The organism is Ahrensia marina, from assembly GCF_001293565.1.
GTDB lineage: Bacteria > Pseudomonadota > Alphaproteobacteria > Rhizobiales > Rhizobiaceae > Ahrensia > Ahrensia marina.
Window position 1 is genome coordinate 1 of the sequence record NZ_JXMU01000038.1, and the last position, 17674, is coordinate 17674.

The following is a 17674-nucleotide window of genomic DNA, read 5'->3' on the forward strand; positions in this document are numbered from 1 at the left end:
CTGTTGCTTCCATATCAAGGTTGCTGTCGTGCTGCAGATATGTGCCGTTACCGTCTGAGTAAGAGCTGTTAGCAGCAAATGCAGATGTAGAAGCAATCAAAGTTGCGGCGAGTGTAAGTGCAAGAGTTTTCATAATGTGTTCCTTTTTATTGTTGTCATTTGAGTAACGTTTACCGTCATTCAAAAGTTTCGTCCGTGTGTTGGTCGGGTCTGTTAAATCCCGTTTTTGTTTTGGGATGCGATTTGAAAATCTTTTTCGTTTCGCTTCCGATGAACCCAATTTAGGCTTGGCAAAGTGCGGTTTCAAATTACGAAAACGTTAGATTTATGTGAGCCGGACAAAGAGCGTCGTGCGTCAAAAAGCAACAGGCGTTGTTAATTTCTTTATTAATTCAATGGCTTATAAAATGTATGAAAAATCAAATTTCGCTTGAGCGCTGGTTGTGTATAGTTTTTGTGAACACAGCGTTGCAAAATGGGGGCGCTCAAAAGCCTTTGTTTTCGGCATTTTTTAAAAAAGAAAAAATTGAATTTTTTCGGTTTTTTTTCTTGAATTCTCTCTTGAAGGACGGTGAACGCAAAATCCTCGCGCATTATCACGTCTTTTGTGAACAGTATCGGGATCAGTTCAAGCTGCTAAGAAGTACTTTACAGACGAATTCCGCGTCACAAATGTTGGAAATTTATACTTTCCCAAAACTGGCTTGCGGTAAGGTGCCATTTTATGTACGCTCTTAATGTGTTCCTATTTGGGTTGGGATAACTTATTAGGACTTTGGGCCGAAACGTTGCAGCGTTTCGGCCTTTTTTATTGTTTGCAGTGTCGTGTGAAACAGATCAGGTGATGACCATATCGTCGCGGTGAACCGCCGCGGCGCGGGGCGCATAACCCAATATGGTCTCGATATCGCCGCTTCTGCGCCCTGCAATCAAGCCAGCTTCATGCGAGCTATAGGAAGAAAGGCCGCGTGCCACTTCAATGTGCGTGCCTTCCACCACAATGGCGACGGTGTCGCCGCGCTGGAAATTGCCGTCGATTGACTTGATGCCAGCTGCCAGAAGCGACTTTCCGCTTAACAGGGCCGCGCGCGCGCCTTCATCTATAACAAGTCTGCCTTGTGGCTCCAATTGACCGGCAATCCAGTTCTTCCACGCGGACACCGGCATTGTTGACGGTTTGAAAAGTGTAAAGCGCGCGCCTTCCTGCAAGGATTGGAGCGGATTTTCTGCTTCGCCTTTCGCAATAATCATCGCGGTTCCGGCATGGGTGGCGATTTTACCGGCATCAATCTTTGTGCGCATACCGCCGCGCGACAATTCAGATGCTGCGCTTCCTGCCATGGCTTCAATGTCAGGCGTGATTGTATCGACGACCGGCAAATGCACGGCGTCAGGATTGAGCGCAGGCGGTGCTGTATAAAGACCATCAATATCTGAAAGTAGAATGAGAAGGTCCGCATTCATCATAGTGGCAACGCGCGCGGCAAGCCGGTCATTGTCGCCATAGCGGATTTCGCTTGTTGCAACCGTATCGTTCTCATTGATGACAGGCACGGCTTTAAGGCGCAAAAGTTCGCTGAGCGTTGCCCGCGCATTCAAATAGCGCCGCCGGGTTTCCGTGTCTTCAAGCGTCAGCAGGATCTGGCCGGTATTGATATTGTGCTTTTTGAGCGCGCTGTTCCATGCCGGTGCCAGCGTAATCTGCCCGACCGCTGCCGCCGCCTGACTTTCTTCCAGCTTTAATATGCCGGCAGGCAAATCAAGAACGTTACGGCCAAGGGCTATGGCGCCCGAAGAAATGATCATCACCTCGCAGCCGGCTTCATGCAATTTGGCAATGTCAGCACAAAGGCTTTGTAGCCAAGCATCACGCAGTCCTGATTTGCGATCAACAAGAAGGGCCGATCCGACTTTTATGGCGATACGCTTATAGTTTGACAGCGAGACCACGGTTTTAAACTTCCCAGCGTGTCGGATCTTCCGGACCGTCTTCTTCTTTGCGCTGGGCCTGAATGTGACGCATCAAGGCGCGCAATACATCGTCAACGCCGGAACGTGTGGCCGATGACAGCATAATCGGTTTTTGCCCGCTTGCTTCCTCAAGATCCTTGGCTTTTTCAGCAAGTTCGTCATCGGGCAGGGTATCGGTTTGTGAAAGCGCAATAACTTCCGCTTTTTGGTCCAGTTCGAGACCGTTGCCATAAGCATCCAGTTCGCGGCGCACAATTTTATAGGCCTGCGCGACATCTTCTTCTTGCGCGGAGACAAGATGAAGCAATACCCGCGTGCGCTCAACATGTCCCAGAAAACGGTCGCCAATACCCACGCCTTCATGCGCGCCTTCAATGAGGCCGGGAATATCGGCCAGAACAAACTCTTTCTGGTCGATGCGCACAACGCCGAGATTGGGATGAAGCGTTGTAAACGGATAATCTGCGATTTTCGGCTTTGCGGCTGTTACGCTGGCCAGAAAAGTGGATTTGCCAGCATTGGGCAGACCAACGAGACCGGCATCTGCGATGAGTTTCAGCCGCAGCCAAATCCATTTTTCAACGCCTTCCTGGCCGGGATTGGCACGGCGGGGTGCCTGATTGGTCGATGACTTAAAATGCGCATTGCCAAAACCGCCATTGCCGCCGCGTGCCAATAAAAAGCGCTGGCCAACTTCGGTCAGGTCACAAATGAGGGTTTCATTGTCGTCTTCAAAGATCTGGGTTCCGACAGGAACCTGAAGAATTTTGTCTTCGCTTTTCTTGCCGGTCATGTTCCGGCCCATGCCATGCACACCGGTTGGTGCTTTGAAGTGCTGGGCGTATCGATAATCAATCAGCGTGTTCAGGCCGTCCACACACTCGGCCCATACATCGCCGCCGCGCCCGCCGTCACCGCCGTCAGGGCCGCCAAATTCGATATATTTTTCACGGCGAAACGAGACAGCGCCCGCGCCACCGTCACCGGATCTGATGAATACTTTGGCTTGATCGAGAAATTTCATGGGTACGACAATACGCTATTTAGAGTGCTGAGCGCAGTGTCTAACGCAAATGCTGTCAAAGTGCGAGAAGAGAATATTCCCGCATATCGAAGGCTTTACTTACGTGCGACAGCTTTGCTCTCTTCGGATTTCTTATCAAGCCAGACATCACGCTCAAGACAATGACGTTCGATTGGCACCACACCGGCCGCAAGGGAATTCATCTCGTCAAGGCCGACGAAATTAAAGCCCTGTTTTCTTAAAACCGCGCGCGAGGCAGGGTTATTTGTACGGCAGGCCGCATATACGCAGTCCGTCTCGGTTACGCGGAACGCCAGATCAACCAGCGCACTGGCGGCCTCTGTCGCAAAGCCGCGACCCCAATAGGGTTTGCCAAGCCAGTAACCGATTTCCAAGCCACCGAAGCGCTCGCGATTTTCGACAGCGCCCATGCCGATCAAACGGCCGGAATCTGTTTGCGTGATCGCATAGATGCATCCCTCATAGCGGCCATTTTCGAAGCTTTCGATAAAGGCCAGCGCGTCATCCTTGGAATAAGGATGCGGCATACGGGATGTCATTTCCGCAATTTCTCTGTTGTTGCCGATAAAGGCCAGATCCTCGATGTCCTCACGATGCGGCGGACGCATGATAAGGCGCGGCGTCTCGAGAACAGGTGTCTCAAGATCAAACACAGAGGAATTCGGAGAACTCATATTTGCAGTCGCGATCATCTGTTTTCACTAGGCTCGTATTGAAAAAGGGAGCTGGACCGATGCCCAACTCCCTTAAGTCTTATTCAAAAGTAGACCCGGGATTTGAACACCGGTCTCAAGAATATCCGGCTTATTCAGCGGCTTCCTGCATTGGTGTTACAGAAACATATGTGCGGCCGTTGGCCTTGCGGCGAAATTCAACCGCGCCTTCGGATGTTGCAAAAATCGTGTGATCTTTACCCATGCCGACATTGGTACCAGGGTGCCACTTTGTGCCACGCTGACGGATAATGATGTTGCCCGGAATAACATTTTCGCCACCGAATTTTTTAACGCCCAAGCGTTTTGACTCAGAATCGCGACCGTTTCGTGACGAACCACCGGCTTTTTTATGTGCCATCTTTAATCTCCTGCCGCTCTTTGCGGTTTGGTTGTTCCATGGATTGGCCGTTGCCAGACAATGGAACCGAATTGATAATTATGGGCATTTGCCCGGGATATCAAGTCAGAGCGCGATAAACGCGCTTAGCCTTTGATAAGTTCTTTAGCCTGAGCCTGCCAATCAGATATCTGATCTGCAGAGAAAGGCATATATTCGTCAACCTTTTCGATCTCGGCTTTTGTAAGCGCCGCGATTTGCGCAAAAGTTGTGATGCCTTGCTCGTTAAGCTGTTTTTCAGCAACCGGGCCGATGCCCTTAATGTCTGTCAACTTGTCTGCATCGCCATCAGGCGCTGTAAAGAGCGGCGCTGATGAAGCGGCAGCGTCAGCTTTTGCTTCTTTTTTAGGCGCTGCTTTTGTTTCAGCTTTCTTCGGAGCGGCTTCTTTTTTTGCAGCAGACTTGGCCGCTGCTTTTTTAGAAGGCTTTGCGCCGTCTGTCAGAATTTCTGTGATACGGACAGTTGTTTCGTACTGGCGGTGGCCGCGCTTACGGCGTGAGTTCTGGCGGCGGCGCTTTTTGAAAGCGATGACCTTGCGGCCGCGGCCCTGCTCGACAACTTCTGCAACAACGGTTGCGCCATCTACTTCAGGCGCGCCGATTGTAACTTCTGCGCCGTTGCCGACCATCAATACGTTTGAGAATTCAACCTGTGCGCCTTCTTCAGCGTCCAAGCGTTCAACTTTAAATACGTCATCAGCGGATACGCGATACTGCTTACCGCCGGTTTTAATGACTGCGAACATCGTTTTTACCTTTCGTGTTCAATTCCAGCTCTTACGCCAGAGGCGCAGGCCGTCTTTTTATAGTCGTTCCGGTTATGATATGATTTGACAAATGTGCCGCGCGAAAGAAACGCGGCGCGAACCTTGCCGCACCAACGCGCTCTCTATGATGGTATAAGCCCGTAAAGTCAAGTGGCGCGTAATAGCTCTTGGCAAATCCATGTTTGGCGCTATCTGTTACCACGTGAGTACCCGTCAGTACCGATTTGCGCAGATGTTAGCTTTACAAAACAAGTTACGCTGATCATTTTCGCGCCAAATCATTATTGGAGAATTTCATGCGTTATGTTCCTGCCGAAAACCGCTACGAGAAAATGGTCTACCGTTATTGCGGACGGTCCGGCTTGCGTTTGCCGGTTGTCTCTTTAGGGCTGTGGCACAATTTCGGTGATGATACACCGCATACTTTAAAGCGTGAAATTTGTCAGGCGGCCTTTGACAACGGTATCACTCATTTTGATCTGGCCAACAATTACGGCCCGCCTGCAGGCAGTGCAGAAACCGCGTTCGGGGAAATTTTAAGAACCGATTTTGCCGGTTATCGCGACGAGCTGATTATTTCGTCCAAGGCGGGTTATGACATGTGGCCCGGCCCTTATGGTGAATGGGGCAGCCGCAAATATTTGATTTCGTCCTGTGATCAGAGCCTGAAACGTATGGGGCTGGATTATGTCGATATTTTCTACTCGCACCGCTTTGACCCGAATACGCCATTGGAAGAGACAATGGGTGCGCTCGACCAGATCGTTCGGTCCGGAAAAGCGCTCTATGCAGGTATTTCGTCCTATAATTCCGAGCGCACACGTCAAGCTGTTAAAATTCTCAATAAATTGGGCACGCCTTGCCTGATCCATCAGCCAAGCTACAACATGCTCAACCGCTGGGTGGAAAGTGACGGTCTGCTTGATACGCTGGAAGAAGAAGGCGTTGGTTCGATTGCCTTTACACCGTTGGCGCAGGGTATTTTGACCAAGAAATATCTGAACGGCATTCCGGAAGGCAGCCGCGCCACACAAGGCAAATCATTGTTTGAATCAATGCTGACCGACAGCGCGCTCAATAGCGTTCGTGCCCTGAACGAAATGGCCGAGGCGCGCGGGCAGACATTGGCTCAAATGGCTTTGGCGTGGGTGCTGCGCGGCGGCCGTGTGACAACGGCGCTTATCGGCGCGTCCAAGCCGAGCCAAGTGCTTGATTGCGCAGGGGTTGTGTCAAATCTTGATTTTACAGACGATGAATTGAAGCGCATCGATGAAATCGCCAAAGAAGAAGACATCAATCTTTGGGCTAAATCATCGGAAAGCGAATGATGATCCAGAATCCGATCCTGCCGGGCTTTAATGCCGACCCTTCAATTTGCCGGGTGGGGACGGATTACTACATCGCGACCTCTACCTTCGAATGGTATCCCGGCGTTCAAATTCATAAATCTACTGATTTGGTGAATTGGGAGCTGGTGTCGCGTCCGCTTAACCGCAAAGCATTGCTTGATATGCGCGGCAATCCGGACAGTTGCGGCATCTGGGCGCCGTGTCTTTCATATGCGGATGGTAAATTCTGGCTGGTTTATACCGATGTCAAACGGCTCGACGGAGCCTTTAAAGACGCGCCTAATTACATCACCTGCTGCGAGACAATTGACGGCGAATGGAGAGATCCCTGGTATATTAACTCTTCCGGCTTCGACCCGTCGCTGTTTCATGATGATGACGGGCGCAAATATTTCATGAATATGCAGTGGAACCACCGTGGGAAAGGCACCGGCGGTAATCCCAAACACGCCTCATTTGACGGAATTTTGTTGCAGGAGTGGTCGCCGGACAAAGGCTTATTCGGTCCTGTCAAAAATATTTATAACGGAACGGAGCGTGGCCTTACCGAAGCACCGCATATTTTTAAACGCAATGGCTATTATTACCTAACCACGGCCGAAGGCGGGACCGGATATGAACATGCGATTACGCTCGCACGTTCGAAGGATATTTGGGGGCCTTACGAGGATCATCCGCAAAAATACCTCATGACAACGGCTGGCGCGCCAGATCACCCAATCCAGCGCACGGGTCATGGCCAGTATGTGGAAACGCCGGACGGTGAGGTTTATCATACGTTCCTGATGGGGCGGCCAATCAAAGGTCCGAATGGTGAGGGCCGTTTTTGCCCACTGGGGCGGGAAACCGGCATCGAAAAATGCGTATGGCGCGAGGATGATTGGCTTTATCTTGAAGCGGGTGGTTTGCTGCCGCGCACCCAAGTGCCTGCGCCTTCCAATGTTGAAAAACGTGCGATAGCGCCGTCGAAAACCGATTTTTCGCAAGGCTCTTTGCCGGACGAATTTCAATGGCTGCGCCACCCGGAACCAGAGCGTTTGTTCAGATTGGAAGATAATGCGCTTGTTCTTATCGGGCGCGAAAGTGCGGGAAGCTGGTTTGAGCAGTCACTTGTCGCGCGCAGGCAGGAACATTTGAAATATAATGCCGAAACCACGCTTGAGTTTGAACCTGAAAACTATCAGCAAGCCGCTGGTTTGACGACATATTACAATCGCGGCAAGTTCCATATACTGCTGCTGACGCATGAGCCGGATATGGGCCGTGCGCTCACACTGATGTCCTGTGCCGGCGATTATCCTGATGGCGCTTTGACGTTCTGGCTGGAGGGGCCACAGGCTGTCAAAAGCGCTGATATTGACATGCGGGTTGAGGTCGATCATGCCAGCCAGCAATTTTTCTGGCGTTATAAGGGTGATGAAAAATGGCACGCCATTGGCCCGCAACTGGATGCAAGTATCATTTCTGACGAAGGCGGGCGCGGTGAACATGCTTCGTTTACCGGAGGGTTCGTCGGGATGTTTGCAATGGACATAACGGGCGGGGCAAAAGAAGCGCGTTTTGAGCGCTTTTCCTATGTTCCCGACGTGCAAAGGCGAGCTGCTCAGAGATAAGCTGTTTGCACTGCACAATTTATAACATTATACATGCCGTAACGATAAACAACATACCGAGGACGACACTGTGGCCATCAAAAAAATTCTTGTTGCCAACCGCTCTGAAATTGCGATCCGCGTTTTTCGCGCCGCCAATGAACTTGGTATCAAAACGGTGGCCATCTGGGCAGAAGAAGACAAGCTGGCGCTGCACCGGTTTAAAGCCGATGAATCTTATCAGGTTGGCCGCGGGCCTCACCTTGAAAAAGATCTAGGGCCGATTGAAAGCTATCTTTCCATTGAGGAAGTGCTGCGCGTAGCCCGTATTTCCGGCGCTGATGCTATTCATCCGGGCTACGGCCTTTTGTCTGAAAGCCCTGAATTCGTGGATGCGTGTCACGAGGCAGGCATTACCTTTATCGGGCCAAAGCCGGAAACCATGCGTTCGCTTGGAAACAAGGTGGCAGCGCGCAATCTTGCCATATCGGCAGGCGTACCGGTTGTGCCTGCAACAGAACCTTTGCCTGATGATATGGAAGAGGTGAAACGTATGGCCGCCGAAATCGGCTATCCGGTCATGCTCAAAGCATCATGGGGCGGCGGCGGCCGCGGCATGCGTTCCATCTTCTCGGAAAAAGACGTTGAAAATGAAGTGACAGAAGCCAAGCGCGAGGCGCGTGCGGCTTTCGGCAAAGACGAGGTTTATTTTGAGAAGCTTGTCCAGAACGCGCGTCATGTTGAAGTGCAAATCTTGGGTGATACGCATGGCAATGCCGTTCATCTTTGGGAGCGCGATTGCTCAATCCAGCGCAGGAACCAGAAGGTTGTCGAGCGTGCACCTGCGCCTTATCTGTCGCTGGAGCAGCGCAAAGAGCTTTCTGACTACGGCTTGAAAATTGCCAATGCGACCAGCTATATCGGCGCAGGTACTGTCGAATTCCTGATGGATAAGGACAGCGGTGCATTTTACTTCATCGAAGTAAACCCGCGTGTGCAGGTTGAGCATACCGTGACTGAGGAAGTCACCGGTATCGACATTATTAAAGCACAAATCCGCATTCTTGAAGGCCATGCGATAGGCACACCGGAATCGGGCGTTCCAAAGCAGGCAGATATCCGCCTTAATGGTCATGCGCTTCAGTGCCGTATTACAACTGAAGATCCTGAGCAGAACTTCATTCCTGATTATGGACGCATTACCGCCTATCGCGGTGCGACAGGCTTCGGTATCCGCCTTGATGGCGGCACCGCCTATTCCGGCGCGGTGATTACACGTTTCTATGATCCGCTTTTGGAAAAGGTGACCGCTTGGGCACCGACGTCTGATGAAGTGATTGCCCGTATGGACCGCGCATTGCGCGAGTTCCGTATTCGCGGTGTGGCAACCAATCTGACCTTTTTGGAAGCGATTATTTCGCACCCGCTTTTCAAGTCGAATGAATATACAACCAAATTTATCGACAATACGCCGGCTCTGTTCGAGCAGGTCAAGCGCAAAGACCGCGCAACGAAGCTTTTGACATATATTGCCGATGTGACGGTGAACGGTCATCCGGAGACCAAAGACAGGCCATCGCCAAAGGCAGACAGTGCCGCACCGATTGTGCCGTGGTTTGAAGGAAAAATGCCCGAAACAGGCACAAAATATAAGCTTGATGAGCTTGGACCTGTCGGCTTTGCAAAATGGCTTCGTGATCAAAAGCAAATCCTGATCACCGATACGACAATGCGCGACGGCCACCAGAGCCTACTTGCCACACGTGTGCGTACCCATGACATTGCGGCGATAGCCGGTACATATGCGCGTGCGCTTCCCGATCTTTTGTCACTTGAATGCTGGGGCGGTGCGACATTTGATGTGTCGATGCGCTTCCTGACTGAGGATCCGTGGGAACGCCTTGCGATGGTGCGTGAGCAAGCGCCGAACATTCTGCTACAAATGTTGCTGCGCGGTGCCAATGGTGTCGGTTACACCAATTACCCTGATAATGTCGTTAAGCAGTTTGTCCGTCAGGCAGCCGCTGGCGGTGTTGATCTGTTCCGCGTTTTCGATTGCCTGAACTGGGTCGATAATATGCGCGTTTCAATGGATGCGGTTGTTGAAGAAAATAAAATCTGTGAGGCAACGCTTTGCTATACCGGTGATATTCTAAACTCCGCCCGCCCGAAATATGATCTGAAATATTATGTCGGTCTGGCCAAGGAACTGGAAGCGGCTGGCGCGCATATGCTGTGTGTTAAAGACATGGCCGGCTTGCTGAAACCTGCTGCGGCGCGTCAATTGTTTACAACGCTTCGCAGCGAAACAGAACTGCCGATCCACTTCCACACGCATGATACGTCGGGCATCGCTGCCGCAACAGTATTGGCGGCTGTGGAATCAGGCGTTGATGCGGTGGATGCGGCCATGGATGCGTTTTCCGGCAACACATCACAGCCATGCCTTGGTTCGATTGTTGAAGCATTGCGCGGTACCGAGCGCGACAGCGGCTTGAGCGCTGAATGGATACGCAAGATTTCGTTCTATTGGGAAGCGGTGCGTGAGCAATATGCGGCTTTTGAATCAATCAGCCAAAGCCCGGCCTCGGAAGTTTACCTGCATGAAATGCCGGGCGGGCAGTTTACAAACTTGAAGGAGCAGGCGCGTTCGCTCGGTTTGGAAACACGCTGGCATGAGGTGGCACGTGCTTATCACGACGCCAACCACATGTTTGGTGATATTGTCAAAGTGACCCCTTCATCCAAAGTGGTCGGCGACATGGCGCTGATGATGGTATCGCAGGATTTGACGGTTGAGGATGTGAAAGATCCGGCAAAAGATATTTCATTCCCTGATTCCGTTGTTTCCATGATGCGCGGTGACCTTGGACAATCGCCCGGTGGTTGGCCTCAGGACATTCAGAAAAAAGTGCTGAAGGGCGAGAAAGCCTACACGGATGTGCCGGGTTCTTTGCTTGATGCTGCTGACCTTGATGCCATGCGCAGCGAGATTGAAACCAAGCTTGACCGCACCATTAATGATTTCGAGTTTGCATCCTATCTGATGTACCCGAAGGTCTTTACAGACTTTGCGCTTGCGCAGGAAAAATATGGTCCTGTTTCACGCCTGCCTACACCGGTCTATTTCTATGGATTGGAGCAATCCGATGAAGTGTTCATCGAGATTGAAAAGGGTAAAACGCTTGTCGCGCGTTGCCTTGCAATCGGCGAGACCGATGAAAAAGGTATGAGAACAGTTTTCTTCGAACTGAACGGTCAGCCGCGCCGGATCAAAGTGCCGGACCGCGCCCATGGTGCGGAAGGGTCGCTGTCACGCCGCAAGGCTGAAGAGGGTAATGAAGCCCATGTCAGCGCGCCGATGCCGGGTGTGGTCTCAACACTTGCTGTGAGTATTGGCCAAGAGGTCAAGGCGGGCGATGTGATCTGTTCTATTGAGGCAATGAAAATGGAAACCGCAATTCATATCGAGCGCGATGGCAAAATCGCCGAAGTGCTTGTGAAAGCCGGTGACCAGATTGATGCAAAAGACCTGCTGGTCGTTTTGGAAAGCTGATAGATAACATAAAACTAAAGCGCGACTTCGTTGAAATCGCGCTTTAGTTTAATTCGTTTAGATGCTGCCGGTCAGTGCAAGAATAAGCACAATAATCAATAGAACGCCGATAATGCCAATAGGCCCGTTACCGAAGCGTCCACGTGCCGGTATTGCACCGATCAATAGTAATACCAAGATGATGAGAAGAATTGTCGAGAGGCCCATAATATATTCCTTTTCGTATTATTTGGTATCATAACGCCGAATTTGCTATTCAGTTCCCTTCTTTACTTGCCCTAAGCCCGTCTCGGGATTTTATAGAAAGTCGTAATCATGAGCGGACACCAAGCCACAGCCCCTGCTGTTGCAACGCCACGCACATTGTCCCAGGCACGCTGGGCCGTTAATGCAGCATTTTTTGCCAATGGCCTGATGATCGGTCACTGGGCGCCGAAAATTCCTGTGGTGGTGGAACGGCTGGGTATATCCGAGGGTGTGCTGGGGCAACTGATCGTTATCTTTGGACTTGGTGCCTTGATTGCCCTAATTTTTGCGGCATGGATGGTTACCAAGTTTGGTTCTGTTTTCGTGGTTCGCTGGACTTGGCTTTTACTGTCTGTATCTCTTGTGTTGCTAACACTCACGCCAAACCTGCTTTGGACTGGTCTCGCATTGGTTTGGTTCGGCATGTTTTTAGGCGCGATGGACAACGCCATGAATGCCAATGGTGTGGCTGTGGAAGTCGCGCTGGATAGGCCGGTTATGTCCTCCTATCACGGTTTCTGGAGTTTTGGCGGGCTGGTTGGCGGATTGACCGGCGGCGCGATGATCGCGTGGTTTGGTGAGATGGGCCACGCTTTGATTGTTACGGCTATTGTTCTTGCACTGATGTTTTATGCCTGGCCGCGGCTTATGTCTGATGAGAATATGGATTCTGATTTTGAGGCGCAGCAAGAAAAAGGGATTGATGCTCCAAAACGGAAAACCGGCATTCCGCGCACATTTGGCATTTATTTTCTGGGCATTATTGCCATGCTGTCTTTTGCGCCGGAGGGCACAATCATTGATTGGAGCGCGCTTTATCTACTCAAAGAGCTTGATGCGCCTTTGATTGTCAGTGGCTATGCGGTTGCCGCATTTTCCCTGACCATGGCATCGATGCGGTTTTTAGGTGATGGTGTGCGCGCGCGCTTCGGAGACCGGCGCACTTTTATTGTCAGTGCCGCAATCTCTTCTGTCGGGTTGTTTATCGGTGGTTATGCCGATGATTTTTATATGGCGTGTTTCGGCTTTTTGCTCGCCGGCATCGGCATGGCGAATATCGTGCCTGTCTTATTTTCGGCTGCAGGCAAATATCCCGGTGTGCGCCCGTCGGTTGGTATCGCGATCATTACCGCGCTTGGTTATGCGGGACTGCTGTTTATTCCTGCGCTGGTTGGTCTGGTTGCTGAACATTATTCGATCGGCATCGTCTATGTCGGCTGGGCGCTTATCGTACTGGTGGTTGCAGTACTCGGATTTGTGTTGCCGCATATCGATGGCAAGAAGGCGAATAGAGCGGGCCATTGATCTGCCAAAAGAAAACCCGGTGCAAAGACCGGGTTCAATCTGATTTACCATGTGCGCTTCGGGCCGACATCAATGTGATAAAAGCCTGAGCGGTAACGTTTGTAACCGCCAACATTCTTGTTTTTGCGCAAATAGGACAACAGACCTTTTGTGCCTGCATGAACGCGAAAATCAACCGCGCCGCATTTTAAATGCCAGGAGCGTTTCTTGCCGCCAATCTTGCGGTTTCTTTTGCTGCTGCGGAATGTCGAGTTAACAGTGATCGGGCCATATTTTGCCGCAACACTATTGAGTACTTTTTTCAGTCGGGCCGGTACGCATTTGGACGGTGCGTTAAAATGAATGCGGCGGCCCTTTGGTAGAGCCGCAAGCTGAACAGCGCTCATATCGTCAAAAGGAGAAGGCTCGCGCAGCAAATGGCCATGATCATGATCCATCAAACCATCTGTTAAAGCATGCCAAGGATTGCCGTTGGATTTTAGTGCGCCCGATTGCGCATTTGTTGCAGTGGCGACAGCGATAAAAGTCAGAAAAATGACAGTGGATTGATGACGGACAAAATTAAGCGTTCGACTAAAGCGCATTCATGAAACCTGTAATTTGTTTAAATGAGTGGCTGGTAAAATAAAAAGAGGGCTGTGCAATCTAATGCACAACCCTCCCAAGCCATTGCCCCGGACCTAAATGTCCGGTTACGAAGGGTCAATTCAAGCTTGGTTACGGGCTGTCACATTAGATGTTTGGTATTTTAATGACGCGGCAGGTGCGATAGGGGTCATTCGTCTAATTTACGAAGCTGCTATGTTGTCATAATGATAGCCAGTGGAGGCGCAGTTCTGCGTTAGAATAGGGCTTAATGCCTTTGGAGGAGAATTTAATGTCTGGTGAAGTTTATCGTGTTTTGCCCGCAGCCAAAAAACGCGCGAAAATCGATGATGAAAAATACCTGAAATGGTACAAGCAGAGCGTGAAAGACCCTGAAAAGTTCTGGGGCAAGCACGGCAAGCGTATTGATTGGTTCAAGCCTTACACCAAGGTGAAAAATACCAGTTTTGAAGGTGATGTCTCGATCAAATGGTTTGAAGACGGCGTCACCAACGTCGCGTATAATTGTATTGACCGTCATTTGAAAAAACGGGGCGATCAGGTTGCTATCATCTGGGAAGGTGACAATCCCTATGATGATAAGAAAATCACCTATAACGAGCTTTATGATCAGGTGTGCCGTCTGGCTAATGTGATGAAGAAAAACGGGGTCAAAAAAGGTGACCGCGTGACAATCTACATGCCGATGATTCCCGAAGCTGCCTATGCAATGCTAGCCTGTGCGCGCATTGGTGCTGTCCATTCAATCGTTTTTGGCGGGTTTTCTCCCGAAGCGCTTGCGGGCCGTATTGTCGGATGTGAATCAACCTTCCTGATTACAGCTGATGAGGGGCTGCGCGGCGGCAAAACAATTCCGCTGAAAGCCAATGCTGATAAGGCGATAGAGATTGCCTCTAAAGGCGGTGTCGATGTGAAGTCGACGCTGGTTGTTCGCCGCACCGCTGCGAAAGTGGACTGGAACGAAGAACGCGACATCTGGTATCATGACGCTGTTGCAGCAGCGCGCGGCGAATGTGCGCCCGCCAAGATGAAAGCCGAAGATCCGCTATTCATTCTTTATACGTCCGGTTCAACCGGCCAGCCAAAGGGTGTTCTTCACACGACAGGCGGCTATCTTGTTTATGCGTCCATGACGCATGAATATGTGTTCGACTATCATGACGGTGATATTTACTGGTGTACGGCCGATGTCGGCTGGGTCACAGGGCATTCATATATTATCTACGGTCCGCTCGCCAACGGCGCGACGACATTGATGTTTGAAGGTGTGCCGAACTATCCGTCGCCTTCACGGTTCTGGGATGTCTGTGACAAGCACAATGTCAATATTTTCTACACGGCACCGACCGCGATCCGCGCATTGATGGGCGCAGGCGACGACCATGTGAAAAAGGCGTCTCTGAAATCCTTGCGCACACTCGGTTCTGTGGGTGAACCGATCAATCCGGAGGCGTGGGAATGGTACTACAACACTGTCGGCAATAAGAAATCGCCGATTGTTGATACATGGTGGCAGACTGAGACGGGCGGCATTCTGATTACGCCGTTGCCCGGCGCAACAGATTTGAAACCGGGCTCGGCGACACGTCCGTTCTTTGGTGTCCAGCCGCAACTGGTTGATAATGAAGGAGAGGTGCTGGAAGGCGCTGTTGAGGGCAATCTCTGTATTGTCAATTCATGGCCGGGCCAGATGCGCACGGTTTATGGCGACCATGAGCGGTTTATCCAGACATATTTCTCCACCTATAAGGGCAAATATTTCACCGGTGACGGATGCCGCCGCGACGAGGACGGCTATTACTGGATTACAGGCCGTGTCGATGATGTGATCAATGTGTCGGGCCACCGCATGGGGACGGCTGAGGTTGAGTCAGCTCTTGTGGCCCATGGCAAGGTTTCCGAAGCGGCGGTTGTTGGCTACCCGCATGATGTTAAAGGGCAGGGCATTTATTGTTATGTCACTTTGATGGAAGGCGAGGAAGGTGACGATGCATTGCGCAAAGAGCTTGTTGCACATGTGCGTTCGGATATTGGACCTATTGCATCACCGGATAAAATCCAGTTCGCGCCCGGACTGCCAAAAACCCGTTCAGGCAAAATTATGCGCCGTATTCTGCGCAAGATTGCCGAAGACGACTTTGGCTCGCTCGGCGATACGTCGACACTTGCAGATCCTGCCGTTGTCGATGATTTGATCGAGAACCGCCAAAACAAGAAAGCTTAAAATAATACCGGTTTTAGGCATCAAGCGCTGCATGTTTCATGCGGCGCTTTTTTCGTTTTGGAGTAAATGAGGCAAGGTTTTAGCCGACATATGGGAAATTGCCTCTTGGCAAATCAGTTTTGCTATCCCATCTTTCTTATGTGTTTAACAAACGAAAGGAGGTGATCCGATGATCAGTAGTTCCAATAAGACGGCTCGGTTTATGCGGATTTTTGCCTCTTGGAGCAGCCTCTGAGAGTTTGACTATCCGACACCGGAAGCGCTTGGCTTTGGTTGAAACCGACCGGTAGACGGAATTGCGGGGCCGCTCTTTGAGCGGCCCTTTTCTGTTTAGCTGACCAGGCGCAGACCCTTGATGCTTTCGGCGATTGCCTGAAATGCTTTTTTCAATTCTTCACTATTGGACGCATCAAAGAAGAACTGGTCTGTGGCGGTATCCGGAGAGGCGCATTTTTTCATGAGTTTGCTTGCATCGCTACCGCCGGCAAAGTTAATCGAGAAGATGCGGATGTTATTGTTTTTTATGTTGGTACACAGGTTTTCAGCATAGGTGCGCGACTGGTTTTTACCTCCACCATAGCCGTTGCCGTTGGAAAGAAACGTGTTGAACTCTCCGTCGGTCATGATGACAGCGAATTTTTTGGTTTGTTTGTCTGTTGCCTGTGCCGCATCTGAACCTGTCGGCCATGCCTTATTCCATTTGGATGAAAGCATATATTGTGTCCATGCGATGCCGACATGTCCGCCGGTATGGCCATAGGTGCCAAGGTTTTTAATCGCAGAATTCAGCTTGGCTGTATTATTTGTCAACGGCACGATTTCACTGTGCGTGCAGCCATAGCTGCCCGGTTTGTCCTTAACGGCTCTAACCCGGTTGCTGCCAGTGGAGAAATCATCGGTGTAGCGCTGTGCATTGGTGCGCTCGATAACGCAGCCTTTTGTTTTGCCGCGTGTTCCGATTTTCGATTCAATCGGTGAGATGTTCACTGAACTCGAATAAGGCACAAGTCCTATGCGTACACGTTCGCCTGCTTCTTTGTTCGGTATTAACGTTTGAATTGCGGCACTGGCGGCATCTACCAGAGCTTCCATACGGGTTTCACCGGTGGCTTTATTAATAACAGAGCCCATTGAACCGGTGACATCCAGCGCCATGGCAATTTCAATTTTATCGTCATTGTACCTGGCCGCTGAAGTCGAGCTGACTTTCAATGTCTGATAACCCGCAACCGCTGTTAATGTCATCGGCAACATGACATGGGCATCAAGTTTCACGGTCTTGGTATCATGATCGATGCCGATATTGTCGATTTTAACTTCGCCATTGCTAAAGCTGGCGGGGTCTATGTTTGAATATAGAAAATTACCGATTGCTTCTTTAGCATCATCTTTTGAAATTTTACCCGAAGTTATGTCGCGTGTTGTTGCAAGAACAGCGGCATCAATCGCATTGTCGAGTTTTGATTTGGCCGAGTATAGCCGTGCGCCGTCAACAGCAAGACCGCCGGACAAGGTAAGGGCGACCGCCGTTATTGCGAACATAATCGCAAACTGGCCTTCAGTGTTTGCGCGAAAATGCGAGACTGACTTTGTAAAATGTTGTTTCCATTTGGAAATGATCGACACGGTATTATCCCTACGCAATTAACTGCAAATATAATTGCGCGAGGTTTAGCAAAAGCGTGTTGAAGAATATTAAACTTACCCTGCGTCGTGCCGGTTTGGCGCAAGAGATGCAAAATATCATCAACAAAGTACTAAGATTTTTGCTGCTAATTTAACGTTAAGCAGGCGGGACGCTAGAGCGTGTCTGTTTTTCATTAAAACGCATCCACGCTCTAACCCTATGATTTGCCGCATGTCGGGGCGGGAAACCGGTTCCCACTTTTCCTGACATGCT

13 protein-coding genes are annotated in these 17674 nt (G+C 50.6%); 5 read left to right on the plus strand and 8 right to left on the minus strand.

Annotated elements, in window-relative coordinates; translation table 11 throughout:
• Positions 1-837 precede the first annotated feature (837 nt).
• The 5 genes from proB to SU32_RS16425 form a co-directional block, all read right to left on the minus strand.
• The gene (gene proB, locus SU32_RS16405; protein ID WP_054000466.1) at positions 838-1950 is read right to left on the minus strand and encodes a glutamate 5-kinase; all 1113 of its coding nucleotides are present in this window, start codon (positions 1948-1950) and stop codon (positions 838-840) included.
• 4 nt (positions 1951-1954) lie between these two features.
• Positions 1955-2995: a GTPase ObgE gene (gene obgE, locus SU32_RS16410; protein ID WP_054000467.1), complete on the minus strand. Its 1041-nt coding sequence runs from the start codon at positions 2993-2995 to the stop codon at positions 1955-1957.
• A gap of 95 nt (positions 2996-3090) precedes the next feature.
• Entirely contained in the window at positions 3091-3708 is a 618-nt protein-coding gene (locus SU32_RS16415) for a GNAT family N-acetyltransferase (protein ID WP_082376853.1), read from the minus strand.
• A gap of 112 nt (positions 3709-3820) precedes the next feature.
• Positions 3821-4090, minus strand: coding sequence for a 50S ribosomal protein L27 (gene rpmA / locus SU32_RS16420; protein WP_054000468.1), 270 nt, complete (start codon positions 4088-4090; stop codon positions 3821-3823).
• Positions 4091-4215: 125 nt separating this feature from the next.
• Entirely contained in the window at positions 4216-4875 is a 660-nt protein-coding gene (locus SU32_RS16425) for a 50S ribosomal protein L21 (RefSeq protein ID WP_054000469.1), read from the minus strand.
• A gap of 317 nt (positions 4876-5192) precedes the next feature.
• Between SU32_RS16425 and mgrA the strand changes: the two genes are divergently transcribed.
• The 3 genes from mgrA to pyc all read left to right on the plus strand — a co-directional run bounded on the left by mgrA (position 5193) and on the right by pyc (position 11393).
• Positions 5193-6224, plus strand: coding sequence for an L-glyceraldehyde 3-phosphate reductase (gene mgrA / locus SU32_RS16430; protein ID WP_054000470.1), 1032 nt, complete (start codon positions 5193-5195; stop codon positions 6222-6224).
• Positions 6224-7858 (plus strand): glycoside hydrolase family 43 protein, encoded by a 1635-nt coding sequence (locus SU32_RS16435; RefSeq protein ID WP_054000477.1) that lies wholly within the window; start codon positions 6224-6226, stop codon positions 7856-7858. Before mgrA ends, SU32_RS16435 begins: the two co-directional genes overlap by 1 nt.
• 70 nt (positions 7859-7928) lie before the next feature.
• Entirely contained in the window at positions 7929-11393 is a 3465-nt protein-coding gene (gene pyc, locus SU32_RS16440) for a pyruvate carboxylase (RefSeq protein ID WP_054000471.1), read from the plus strand.
• A gap of 57 nt (positions 11394-11450) precedes the next feature.
• Here pyc and SU32_RS17185 read toward each other — a convergent pair whose 3' ends face one another.
• Positions 11451-11600 carry a DUF3309 family protein gene (locus SU32_RS17185; protein WP_082376855.1) on the minus strand — a complete coding sequence of 50 codons (150 nt, stop codon included), beginning with the start codon at positions 11598-11600 and terminating at the stop codon, positions 11451-11453.
• Between the two features lie 108 nt (positions 11601-11708).
• Between SU32_RS17185 and SU32_RS16445 the strand changes: the two genes are divergently transcribed.
• Positions 11709-12944: an MFS transporter gene (locus SU32_RS16445; RefSeq protein WP_054000472.1), complete on the plus strand. Its 1236-nt coding sequence runs from the start codon at positions 11709-11711 to the stop codon at positions 12942-12944.
• Positions 12945-12988: 44 nt separating this feature from the next.
• On the opposite strand, the gene SU32_RS16450 is transcribed toward SU32_RS16445, so the two are convergent.
• On the minus strand, positions 12989-13528 hold the full coding sequence (locus SU32_RS16450) for a YcbK family protein (protein WP_054000473.1): 540 nt from the start codon (positions 13526-13528) through the stop codon (positions 12989-12991).
• 293 nt (positions 13529-13821) lie between these two features.
• Here SU32_RS16450 and acs point away from each other — a divergent pair, with 293 nt between their 5' ends.
• Positions 13822-15774, plus strand: a complete 1953-nt coding sequence (acs, locus tag SU32_RS16455; RefSeq protein WP_054000474.1) for an acetate--CoA ligase — start codon at positions 13822-13824, stop codon at positions 15772-15774.
• Between the two features lie 330 nt (positions 15775-16104).
• Here acs and SU32_RS16460 read toward each other — a convergent pair whose 3' ends face one another.
• Positions 16105-17400, minus strand: a complete 1296-nt coding sequence (locus SU32_RS16460) for a vWA domain-containing protein (protein WP_054000475.1) — start codon at positions 17398-17400, stop codon at positions 16105-16107.
• Positions 17401-17674: the final 274 nt, after the last annotated feature.

What these genes read in the sequence shown, in the direction of transcription:
- obgE (WP_054000467.1), bottom strand. Translation starts at nt 2,995, where the DNA reads ATGAAATTTCTCGATCAAGCCAAAGTATTCATCAGATCCGGTGACGGT.
- SU32_RS16415 (WP_082376853.1), bottom strand. Translation starts at nt 3,708, where the DNA reads ATGATCGCGACTGCAAATATGAGTTCTCCGAATTCCTCTGTGTTTGAT.
- rpmA (WP_054000468.1), bottom strand. Translation starts at nt 4,090, where the DNA reads ATGGCACATAAAAAAGCCGGTGGTTCGTCACGAAACGGTCGCGATTCT.
- SU32_RS16425 (WP_054000469.1), bottom strand. Translation starts at nt 4,875, where the DNA reads ATGTTCGCAGTCATTAAAACCGGCGGTAAGCAGTATCGCGTATCCGCT.
- mgrA (WP_054000470.1), top strand. Translation starts at nt 5,193, where the DNA reads ATGCGTTATGTTCCTGCCGAAAACCGCTACGAGAAAATGGTCTACCGT.
- SU32_RS16435 (WP_054000477.1), top strand. Translation starts at nt 6,224, where the DNA reads ATGATCCAGAATCCGATCCTGCCGGGCTTTAATGCCGACCCTTCAATT.
- SU32_RS17185 (WP_082376855.1), bottom strand. Translation starts at nt 11,600, where the DNA reads ATGGGCCTCTCGACAATTCTTCTCATCATCTTGGTATTACTATTGATC.
- SU32_RS16445 (WP_054000472.1), top strand. Translation starts at nt 11,709, where the DNA reads ATGAGCGGACACCAAGCCACAGCCCCTGCTGTTGCAACGCCACGCACA.
- SU32_RS16450 (WP_054000473.1), bottom strand. Translation starts at nt 13,528, where the DNA reads ATGCGCTTTAGTCGAACGCTTAATTTTGTCCGTCATCAATCCACTGTC.
- acs (WP_054000474.1), top strand. Translation starts at nt 13,822, where the DNA reads ATGTCTGGTGAAGTTTATCGTGTTTTGCCCGCAGCCAAAAAACGCGCG.